9 protein-coding genes are annotated in these 11,072 nt (G+C 61.5%); all 9 read left to right on the top strand.

The features are described from left to right. Positions 1-1,551, top strand: a 1,551-nt coding sequence (bamA, locus tag D906_RS16010; RefSeq protein ID WP_110321037.1) for an outer membrane protein assembly factor BamA, incomplete at its 5' end; no start/stop codon positions are given. Between the two features lie 44 nt (positions 1,552-1,595). After that, entirely contained in the window at positions 1,596-2,099 is a 504-nt protein-coding gene (locus D906_RS16005; RefSeq protein WP_003252311.1) for an OmpH family outer membrane protein, read from the top strand. Position 2,100: 1 nt separating this feature from the next. Then, on the top strand, positions 2,101-3,156 hold the full coding sequence (lpxD, locus tag D906_RS16000; RefSeq protein ID WP_019097116.1) for a UDP-3-O-(3-hydroxymyristoyl)glucosamine N-acyltransferase: 1,056 nt from the start codon (positions 2,101-2,103) through the stop codon (positions 3,154-3,156). A gap of 114 nt (positions 3,157-3,270) precedes the next feature. Beyond that, entirely contained in the window at positions 3,271-3,711 is a 441-nt protein-coding gene (gene fabZ, locus D906_RS15995; RefSeq protein WP_003252314.1) for a 3-hydroxyacyl-ACP dehydratase FabZ, read from the top strand. Beyond that, positions 3,708-4,484, top strand: coding sequence for an acyl-ACP--UDP-N-acetylglucosamine O-acyltransferase (gene lpxA / locus D906_RS15990; RefSeq protein ID WP_016712927.1), 777 nt, complete (start codon positions 3,708-3,710; stop codon positions 4,482-4,484). Before fabZ ends, lpxA begins: the two co-directional genes overlap by 4 nt. Position 4,485: 1 nt before the next feature. Then, a complete protein-coding gene (lpxB, locus tag D906_RS15985) occupies positions 4,486-5,613 on the top strand; it encodes a lipid-A-disaccharide synthase (RefSeq protein ID WP_019097117.1) in 1,128 nt (375 codons plus the stop codon). 1 nt (position 5,614) lies between these two features. Then, positions 5,615-6,238, top strand: coding sequence for a ribonuclease HII (gene rnhB, locus D906_RS15980; protein WP_019097118.1), 624 nt, complete (start codon positions 5,615-5,617; stop codon positions 6,236-6,238). Between the two features lie 217 nt (positions 6,239-6,455). Next, on the top strand, positions 6,456-9,980 hold the full coding sequence (gene dnaE, locus D906_RS15975; protein ID WP_027609875.1) for a DNA polymerase III subunit alpha: 3,525 nt from the start codon (positions 6,456-6,458) through the stop codon (positions 9,978-9,980). Positions 9,981-10,086: 106 nt separating this feature from the next. Beyond that, on the top strand, positions 10,087-11,034 hold the full coding sequence (locus tag D906_RS15970) for an acetyl-CoA carboxylase carboxyltransferase subunit alpha (protein WP_025755052.1): 948 nt from the start codon (positions 10,087-10,089) through the stop codon (positions 11,032-11,034). Positions 11,035-11,072: the final 38 nt, after the last annotated feature.

Below are 11,072 nucleotides of genomic sequence, written 5' to 3'. Positions count from 1 at the left end.
AAGCTGTCCGGTGACCTGAAAGTGCCGGAAGACCAGGTCAAGTCGCTGCTGCTGGTGCAGCCGGGCCAGGTGTTCTCGCGCAAGGTGATGACCACCACATCCGATCTGATCACCCGCCGCCTGGGTAACGAAGGCTATACCTTCGCCAACGTCAACGGCGTGCCACAGCCGAACGATCAGGACCACACGGTCGACATCATGTTCGTGGTCGACCCGGGCAAGCGTGCCTACGTCAACCGTATCAACTACCGCGGCAACACCAAGACCGAAGACGAAGTGCTGCGTCGCGAAATGCGCCAGATGGAAGGTGGCTGGGCCTCGACCTACCTGATCGACCAGTCCAAGACCCGTCTGGAGCGCCTGGGCTTCTTCAAGGAAGTCAACGTAGAAACCCCGCCGGTGCCAGGCACCGACGACCAGGTCGACGTCAACTACAGCGTCGAAGAGCAGGCCTCCGGTTCGATCACCGCCAGCGTCGGTTTCGCCCAGAGCGCCGGCCTGATCCTCGGTGGTTCGATCAGCCAGAGCAACTTCCTCGGTACCGGTAACAAGGTGTCGATCGGCCTGACCCGTTCGGAATACCAGACCCGCTACAACTTCGGCTTCGTGGACCCCTACTTCACGGCCGACGGCGTCAGCCTGGGCTACAACGCCTTCTACCGCAGCACCGACTACGACGACCTCGACGTCGACGTGGCCAGCTATGCGGTTGACAGCTACGGTGCCGGCGTGAGCCTGGGTTATCCGATCAGCGAAACCTCGCGCCTGACCTATGGCCTGAGCGTGCAGCAGGACAAGATCAAGACCGGTAAGTACACCGTTGACGAGATCTTCGATTTCCTTGAGCAGGAAGGCGACAACTTCCTGAACTTCAAGGCTTCGATCGGCTGGTCCGAGTCGACCCTGAACAAAGGTGTGCTGGCTACTCGTGGTCACTCGCAAAGCCTGACTCTGGAATCCACCATTCCGGGTAGCGACCTGTCGTTCTTCAAGCTCGACTACCGTGGTCAGCTGTTCAAGCCGATCACCAATGACTACACCCTGCGCCTGCACACCGAGCTGGGCTATGGTGACGGTTACGGCAGCACCTCTGGCCTGCCGTTCTATGAGAACTACTTCGCGGGTGGCTTCAACTCCGTCCGTGGCTTCAAGGACAGCAGCCTGGGCCCACGCAGTACGCCGAGCCGCGGCGAGGCCGAAGGTGGCAAGCCAGGTACCATCCGCGACCCGGATCAGGACCCGTTGCCGTTCGGTGGTAACGTGCTGGTGCAAGGTGGTGTCGAGTTGCTGTTCCCGCTGCCGTTCGTCAAGGACCAGCGTTCGCTGCGCACCTCCGTGTTCTGGGACGTCGGTAACGTGTTCGACACCAATTGCGGCAACAAGCCTGATTGCGAGAAAGTGGGCTTCTCGGGCATGGCCAGCTCGGTTGGTCTTGGTGTGACCTGGATTACCGCACTGGGCCCGCTGAGCTTCAGCTTGGCAATGCCGGTGAAGAAGCCGGACGATGCCGATACCCAGGTGTTCCAATTCTCTCTGGGCCAGACCTTCTAAGGTCGGCCCTTGCTTAATGACAACGGTTTATCCAGGAGTGCATCGTGCGTAAATTGGCTCAACTGGCCGTAGTGGCCGCGGCGCTGGTCGCCACCCCGGCATTCGCCGAAATGAAGGTTGCTGTGCTGAACTATCAGATGGCCCTGCTGGAATCGGATGCTGCCAAGAAGTACGCAGTTGATGCCGAGAAGAAGTTCGGTCCGCAACTGACCAAGCTGAAAAGCCTGGAAAGCAGCGCCAAGGGCATCCAGGACCGCTTGATCAAGGGCGGCGACAAGATGCAGCAGCAGGAGCGTGAGCGCCTGGAGCTCGAGTTCAAGCAAAAGGCCCGTGACTTCCAGTTCCAGTCCAAGGAGCTGAACGAAGCCAAAGCCGTTGCTGACCGCGACATGCTCAAGCAACTGAAACCGAAGCTGGATGGTGCTGTCGAGGAAGTGATCAAGAAGGGCGGCTACGACCTGGTCCTCGAGCGTGGTGCGGTCATCGATGTCAAGCCTCAGTACGACATCACCCGCCAAGTCATCGAGCGCATGAACCAAGCCCGTTGATATGAGTGTGACCATGACGCTAGGCCAGCTGGCCGAGGCCCTCGGTGCCACCCTCAAAGGCCCCGAGGCGCTGCAGATTACCGGTCTGGCCACCCTGCAGGAGGCTGGCCCCGGTCAATTGAGCTTCCTCGCCAACCCGCAGTACCGCAAGTACCTGGATAACTGCCAGGCGGGTGCGGTATTGCTCAAGGCTGCGGATGCCGAAAGTTTCGCTGGCAATGCCCTGATCGTGGCCGACCCGTACCAGGCGTATGCGCGTATTTCCCACTTGTTCGACCCCAAACCCAAGGCTGTGGCGGGAATCCATCCCAGCGCCGTGGTGGCTGAGGACGCACAGGTGGACGCCAGCGCCAGCGTCGGGGCGTTCGCGGTTATCGAAAGCGGTGCGCGTATCGAGGCTGATGTCAGCATCGGCGCGCATTGCTTCATCGGTGCGCGTTGCGTTGTAGGTGAAGGCGGCTGGCTGGCGCCGCGGGTGACGTTGTATCACGACGTCACCATCGGCAAGCGAGTGGTCATCCAGTCGGGTGCCGTGATCGGCGGCGAAGGCTTCGGCTTTGCCAATGAGAAAGGCATCTGGCGCAAGATTGCCCAGATCGGCGGCGTCACCATTGGTGATGACGTGGAAATCGGCGTCAATACCGCCGTCGACCGTGGTGCGCTGTCCGACACGCGGATCGGTGACGGGGTAAAGCTCGACAACCAGATCCAGATCGCCCACAACGTGCAGATCGGTGACCACACGGCCATGGCGGCTTGTGTGGGCATTTCCGGCAGTACGCGCATCGGCAAGCATTGCATGCTGGCCGGCGGCGTAGGCCTGGTAGGGCACATTGATATTTGCGATAACGTATTTGTTTCCGGGATGACGATGGTGACCCGTTCGATCACTGAACCCGGTTCCTATTCATCCGGCACAGCCATGCAGCCTTTGGCTGACTGGCGCAAGAGCGCTGCGCGTATCCGTCAGCTCGATGACATGGCCAAGCGTCTTCAGCAGCTGGAAAAACGCGTCGATACCGTGACCTCAGGTGGCCAGCCGACATCAGAAGGCTGATACCATTCCCTGAGCAAGAGTGAACAGTCGCTAGCTGGCTCCTCTTTGGATTGCAAAAGGAGCGTGTGGTCAGCACCTGCGCTCCCTATTCTTATTACAGGCTTCCCCCCCGAAATGATGGACATCAACGAGATTCGCGAATACCTGCCTCACCGTTACCCGTTCCTCTTGGTGGACCGAGTGACGGATCTGGACTTCGAGGCCCAGAGCATTCGTGCCTACAAGAATGTCAGCATCAACGAGCCGTTTTTCAATGGCCACTTCCCGGCGCACCCGATCATGCCGGGTGTCCTGATCATCGAAGCCATGGCCCAGGCGGCCGGCATCCTTGGCTTCAAGATGCTCGATGCCAAGCCGGCCGACGGCACCCTGTACTACTTCGTCGGCTCCGACAAGCTGCGTTTCCGTCAGCCGGTACTGCCGGGTGACCAGTTGGTGCTGGAAGCCAAGTTCCTCAGCCGCAAGAGCATGATCTGGAAATTCGAGTGCCGTGCTCTGGTCGACGGCAAGCCGGTTTGCTCGGCAGAGATCACCTGCGCGGAACGCTCCCTATGAATTCGATTGATCCTCGGGCCATTATCGACCCGTCGGCCAAACTGGCCGATGGCGTCGAGGTCGGCCCTTGGTCGATCGTTGGCCCCGATGTGGAAATCGGGGAGGGCACCGTTATCGGCCCGCATGTTGTGCTCAAAGGCCCGACCCGCATCGGCAAGCATAACCGTATCTTTCAGTTTTCCTCGATCGGTGAAGACACCCCGGACCTCAAGTACAAGGGTGAACCGACGCGCCTGGTGATCGGTGACCACAATGTGATCCGTGAAGGGGTGACCATTCACCGTGGTACCGTTCAGGACCGTGCTGAAACCACCGTGGGTGACCACAACCTGATCATGGCCTATGCCCACATCGGCCACGACAGCGTCATTGGCAATCACTGCATCCTGGTCAACAACACGGCCTTGGCCGGCCATGTGCATGTGGGTGACTGGGCGATCCTGTCCGGCTACACCCTGGTGCACCAGTACTGCCATATCGGTGCCCACGCGTTTTCCGGCATGGGGACGGCGATTGGCAAGGACGTTCCGGCCTTTGTTACCGTGTTTGGCAGCCCGGCCGAAGCCCGCAGCATGAACTTCGAGGGCATGCGCCGTCGCGGTTTCAGCGACGAGGTGATCCATGTGCTGCGCCGCTGCTACAAGATTGTCTACCGCCAGGGCCTGACCGTCGAAGACGCGCTCAAGGAGTTGGCGGAAATGGCCGCGCAACACCCTGAGGTCGAACTGTTCCGCCAGTCGATCGTGAACTCCGCCCGCGGCATCACCCGCTGACATGGCCCCGCTTTGCGTAGCCTTGGTCGCAGGTGAGGCCAGCGGCGACATTCTGGGTTCCGGCCTGATGCGTGCCCTGAAGGCGCGCCACCCGGATGTGCGTTTCATTGGCGTTGGCGGCCCGTTGATGGAAGCCGAAGGCCTGCAATCGTACTTCCCCATGGAGCGCCTGGCTGTCATGGGCCTGGTCGAGGTACTGGGGCGCCTGCGCGAGTTGCTCAAGCGCCGCAAGTTGCTGATCCAGACGCTGATCGACGAAAAGCCGGATGTATTCATCGGCATCGACGCCCCTGACTTCACCCTCAATATCGAGCTGAAACTGCGTCAGGCCGGGATCAAGACCGTGCATTACGTCAGCCCGTCGGTCTGGGCGTGGCGGCAGAAGCGCGTGCTGAAGATTCGCGAAGGCTGCGACCTGATGCTGACGCTGTTGCCGTTCGAGGCGCGGTTCTATGAAGAGCAGGGCGTGCCGGTGCGTTTTGTCGGCCACCCGTTGGCCGACACCATACCGCTTGAAGCCGACCGCCCGGCCGCGCGCGCTGCGCTGGGCTTGGGCGAGGGGCCGGTAGTGGCCCTGATGCCGGGCAGCCGGGGTGGGGAAGTCGGGCGACTGGGGGCATTGTTCCTTGATGCCGCAGAGCGCTTGTGCCAACAGGTGCCGGGCGTGCGCTTCGTGCTGCCCTGCGCAAATGCCGCGCGGCGTGCCCAGGTTGAACAGATGCTCGAAGGGCGGCAACTGCCGCTGACGCTGCTTGATGGCCAGTCGCATCAGGCACTGGCGGCCTGTGACGCGGTACTGATCGCCTCCGGTACCGCCACCCTGGAAGCGTTGCTGTACAAGCGGCCTATGGTGGTGGCCTATCGCCTTGCGCCCTTGACCTACTGGATTCTCAAGCGCCTGGTGAAAAGCCCCTACGTGTCATTGCCTAACCTGCTTGCCCAGCGCGAACTGGTGCCCGAGCTGCTGCAAGACGCTGCGACCAGCGAAGCCCTGGCCAATACCCTTGCGCCGCTGGTGCGTGATGGCAGCCGGCAGACCGAACGTTTCGACGAAATTCACCGCACCCTGCGCCTTGACGCCTCCAATCAGGCGGCCGAGGCGGTACTGGCCCTGCTCAAGGACCGCTGACATGCAAATTGGACTGGACTTCAACCTGGTCGAGGACCTGGTCGCCGGCGTCGACGAAGTGGGCCGTGGCCCACTGTGTGGCGCGGTGGTAACGGCGGCGGTGATCCTCGACCCTGCGCGCCCGATCCTTGGCCTGAACGATTCGAAGAAGCTCACCGAAGCCAAGCGCGAGGCGTTGTTCGACGAAATCCGGGAAAAGGCGCTGAGCTTCTGTATCGCCCGTGCCGAAGTCGAGGAAATCGACCGCCTCAACATCCTGCATGCGACCATGCTGGCCATGCAGCGCGCCGTGGAAGGCCTGCACATTACACCGAAGCTGGCCCTGATCGATGGCAACCGCTGCCCGAAGCTGGCCGTACCGGCTTCGCCAGTGGTCAAGGGCGATAGCCAGGTGCCAGCTATCGCGGCGGCTTCGATCCTGGCCAAGGTGACCCGAGACCGGGAGATGAGTGCCTTCGAGCTGATTTACCCAGGGTATGGCATGGGTGGGCACAAGGGTTACCCCACGCCGGTGCACCTCGAGGCCCTGGCACGGTTGGGGCCTACGCCCATTCATCGGCGTTCCTTTGCCCCGGTGCGGGCGGCCTGGGAAGCACGCGAAGGCGTTACCGATTCCCTGATCTGACCTGGTGGGGCCGCTTTGCGGCCCTTCGCGGCGGTTCGGCGCACCAACTTGCCCGCTCCACAGGTGCGGCGTCGTTCCCGAGAGCAGTGATATCCCTGTGGGGGCGGGCAAGTCGGTGCGCCGAACCGCCGCGAAGGGCTGCGAAGCAGCCCCAAATCCCATCCCCATTTAAGCTACAATCCCGCCCTTGTCGTTCAGCACTGCTACAGGATCTTCCATGTCGGTTCCCTTCGTTCACCTGCGCGTCCACTCCGAATTCTCGCTGGTCGACGGCCTGGTGCGGGTCAAACCGCTGGCCAAGGCGCTGGCGGGGATGAACATGCCGGCGGTGGCGATCACCGACCAGAGCAACATGTGCTCGCTGGTGAAGTTCTACAAGACCGCCATGGGCGCCGGCATCAAGCCGATCTGCGGCGCCGACCTGTGGCTGGCCGGTGCCGACCCGGAAGCGCCGCCGTCGCGCATCTGCTTTCTGGCCATGGACCCCAAGGGCTACCGCAACCTCACCGAGTTGATCTCGCGTGGCTGGACCGACGGCCAGCGCAATGGCCTGGTCATCCTGCAGCGCGAATGGATCGCCCCTGCCAGTGAAGGCCTGATTGCCCTGTCTGCGGGCAAGGAAGGCGACATCGGCATGGCCTTGCTGGCCGGCCGGGACGATGAAGCCCAGGCCCTGCTGCAAGACTGGATGGGCATGTTCCCCGATCGCTTCTACGTTGAAGTGCAGCGCACCAACCGCGCCCGTGACGAAGAGTACGTGCACGCTGCCGTAGCGCTGGCAGACAAGCTCGGCGCCCCGCTGGTGGCTACCAACGACGTGCGCTTCCTCAAGCAGTCCGATTTCGACGCCCACGAAACCCGCGTGTGCATTGGCGAAGGCTGGACCCTCGACGACCCGCGCCGCCCGCGTGGCTACAGCGATCAGCAATACCTGAAGTCGGCCGAGGAAATGGCCGAGCTGTTCAGCGACCTGCCTGATGCCATCGCCAACACGGTCGAAATCGCCAAGCGGTGCAATATCCAGGTTCAGCTGGGCAAGTACTTCCTGCCCGACTTCCCCACGCCCAATGGCATGGGTATCGACGATTACTTGCGGCATGTGGCCCACGAAGGCCTGGAAGAGCGCCTGGCGGTGCTGTGGCCGAAAGAGACCACGCCCAATTACGAAGAAAAGCGCCAGGTGTACCTGGACCGCCTGAAGTTCGAGCTGGACATCATCATCCAGATGGGCTTCCCCGGTTACTTCCTGATCGTTATGGACTTCATCAAGTGGGCCAAGAACAACGACGTGCCGGTGGGCCCGGGCCGTGGTTCGGGTGCTGGCTCGCTGGTGGCGTACGTACTCAAGATCACTGACCTCGACCCGCTGGCCTACGACCTGCTGTTCGAGCGCTTCCTCAACCCTGAACGTATTTCCATGCCCGACTTCGACGTCGACTTCTGCATGGACGGCCGTGACCGGGTGATCGACTACGTGGCCGAGGCCTACGGCCGCAACGCAGTGAGCCAGATCATCACCTTCGGCACCATGGCCGCCAAGGCGGTGGTGCGAGACGTGGCGCGGGTGCAGGGCAAGTCCTACGGCCTGGCCGACCGCCTGTCGAAGATGATCCCGTTCGAAGTGGGCATGACCCTGGAGAAGGCCTACGAGCAGGAAGAGATCCTGCGCGATTTCCTCAAAGGCGATGAAGACGCCCGCGAAATCTGGGACATGGCCCTGAAGCTGGAAGGTGTGACCCGGGGCACCGGCAAGCACGCCGGTGGTGTGGTTATCGCGCCGACCAAGCTTACCGATTTTTCGCCGATTGCCTGTGATGAAGAAGGCGGTGGCCTGGTAACCCAGTTCGACAAGGATGACGTCGAGGCTGCCGGCCTGGTGAAGTTCGACTTCCTTGGCCTGCGTACGCTCACCATCATCAAGTGGGCGATGGAGATCATCAACCGCGAGCAGGCGAAGAACAACCTGCCCGACGTCAACATTGACTTCATCCCGCTGGACGACCGCAAGACGTACGAGCTGTTGCAAAAGGCCGAGACCACGGCGGTGTTCCAGCTCGAATCGCGCGGCATGAAGGAGCTGATCAAGAAGCTCAAGCCCGACTGCCTGGAAGACCTGATCGCACTGGTGGCACTGTTCCGTCCAGGCCCGCTGCAATCGGGCATGGTGGACGACTTCATCAACCGCAAGCACGGCCGCGCCGAGCTGGCTTACCCGCACTCCGACTACCAGTATGAAGGCCTCAAGCCGGTACTGGCACCGACCTACGGCATCATCCTGTATCAGGAACAGGTGATGCAGATTGCTCAGGTGATGGCAGGCTATACCCTGGGCGGCGCCGACATGCTGCGCCGGGCGATGGGTAAGAAAAAGCCCGAGGAAATGGCCAAGCAGCGCGGTGGTTTCATCGAAGGCTGCGTGGCCAACAATATCGACGCGGACCTTGCCGGTAACATCTTCGACCTGGTAGAGAAGTTCGCAGGTTATGGGTTCAACAAATCCCACTCCGCGGCTTATGGCCTGGTGTCGTACCAGACCGCCTGGCTGAAAACCCACTACCCGGCGCCGTTCATGGCCGCGGTACTGTCGGCGGACATGCACAACACCGACAAGGTGGTGGTGCTGGTCGAGGAGGTGCGCAGCATGAAGCTGCGCCTCGACGCGCCGGATGTGAACTTCTCCGACTTCAAGTTCACCGTCAACAACGACGGGCGCATCGTCTATGGCCTGGGTGCCATCAAGGGCGTGGGTGAAGGCCCGGTAGAGGCAATTGTAGAGGCCCGTGCCCAGGGCGGCCCGTTCAAGGACCTGTTCGACTTCTGTGAACGGATCGACCTCAAGCGGGTCAACAAGCGTACCCTGGATGCGTTGATCCGAAGTGGCGCGCTGGACCGCCTGGGGCCGCATTTCCATGACGAGATCAAGGCCTATCACGCCAACATCGACATCAACCGTGCAACCTTGATCTCCGCGTTGGGTGAAGCCATCAAGGCTGCCGAGCAGGCAGCCCATACCGCTGACAGCGGCCATGTCGACCTGTTCGGCAGCATGTTCGGCGAGGCGGATGTCGATGTTTATGCCAACCACCGCAAGGTGCGTGAACTCACCCTCAAGGAGCGCCTGAAGGGTGAGAAGGACACCCTTGGCCTGTACCTCACCGGCCACCCGATCGACGAATACGAGGCCGAAATCCGCCGCTTTGCCCGCCAGCGCATCGTCGACCTGAAGCCGTCGCGTGAAACCCAGACTATCGCCGGCATGATCATTGCCCTGCGGGTGATGAAGAACAAGAAGGGCGACAAGATGGGCTTTGTGACCCTGGATGACCGCTCTGGGCGCATCGAGGCATCGTTGTTCGCCGATGCGTTCATGGCGGCACAGTCCTTGCTGCAGAACGATGCCATGGTGGTGGTGGAGGGCGAGGTCAGCAACGACGACTTCTCCGGTGGCCTGCGCCTGCGGGTCAAGCAGGTGATGACCATGGAAGATGCGCGCACCAAGCTGGCCGAAAGCCTTCGGCTTAAGGTGGCGCACGACGCATTGAAGGGCGACCGCCTGAAGTGGCTGGGCGAGCTGATTACCCGCCATCGCGGTGCCTGCCCGATTACCCTGGAATACACCGGCAGCGATGCCAAGGCCATGCTGCAGTTCGGCGACCAGTGGGCAATCGACCCGGCCGACGGGCTGATTCAGGCGCTGCGTGACCAGTTCGGGCGTGAGAACGTCTTCCTGCAATATCGTTGAACCGAAAAAAATTTAATCTCGACCTGAATGCGCCTGATCCCTTAAGGTAGGGCGCCAAACGGATCAACCGGCCGGCCGCCTGGCCGTAGACCCAAGACGGATGACTATGAACCCGAATTTTCTCGATTTCGAACAGCCGATTGCCGACCTGCAAGCCAAGATCGAAGGCCTGCGCCTGGTAGGCAACGACAATTCGCTGAACATCAGCGATGAAATTGCCCGTCTGCAAGACAAGAGCAGCACCCTGACCGAAAGCATCTTCGGCAACCTGACCAGCTGGCAGATCGCCCGTCTGGCCCGTCATCCACGTCGTCCTTACACCCTGGACTACCTGGAACACATCTTCACCGAGTTCGAAGAGCTGCACGGTGACCGCCACTTCTCCGACGACGCCGCCATTGTGGGTGGTACCGCACGCCTGGACGGCAAGCCGGTCATGGTCATCGGCCACCAGAAGGGCCGTGAAGTACGCGAGAAGGTGCGCCGCAACTTCGGCATGCCGCGCCCGGAAGGCTACCGCAAGGCTTGCCGCCTGATGGAAATGGCCGAGCGCTTCAAGATGCCGATCCTGACCTTTATCGACACCCCGGGTGCCTACCCGGGCATCGACGCCGAAGAGCGCAACCAGAGCGAGGCAATTGCCTGGAACCTGCGTGTGATGGCTCGCCTGAAAACCCCGATCATCGCGACCGTGATTGGCGAGGGTGGTTCTGGCGGTGCACTGGCCATCGGTGTGTGTGACCAGCTGAACATGCTGCAATATTCCACCTACTCGGTGATCTCGCCGGAAGGTTGCGCTTCGATCCTGTGGAAGACTGCCGACAAGGCGGCCGATGCAGCAGAGGCCATGGGCATCACTGCCGAGCGCCTGAAGAGCCTGAACATCGTCGACAAGGTGATCCAGGAACCGTTGGGCGGCGCCCACCGCGACCCTGTCAAGATGTCGGAAAGCATTCGCGCCGACCTGGTGCAGCAGCTGGACATGCTCAGCAAGTTCGACAACGACGCGCTGCTGGCCCGCCGTTACGAGCGCCTGATGAGCTACGGCCTCTGATTCACTGATTTAGCCCAGGGGCCGCTTTGCGGCCCTTT

The organism is Pseudomonas sp. LAIL14HWK12:I1 (assembly GCF_003202095.1).
Lineage (GTDB): Bacteria > Pseudomonadota > Gammaproteobacteria > Pseudomonadales > Pseudomonadaceae > Aquipseudomonas > Aquipseudomonas monteilii.
The sequence above is the reverse complement of the archived record's forward strand: the minus strand, read 5'-3'. Positions and strand labels throughout refer to the sequence as shown.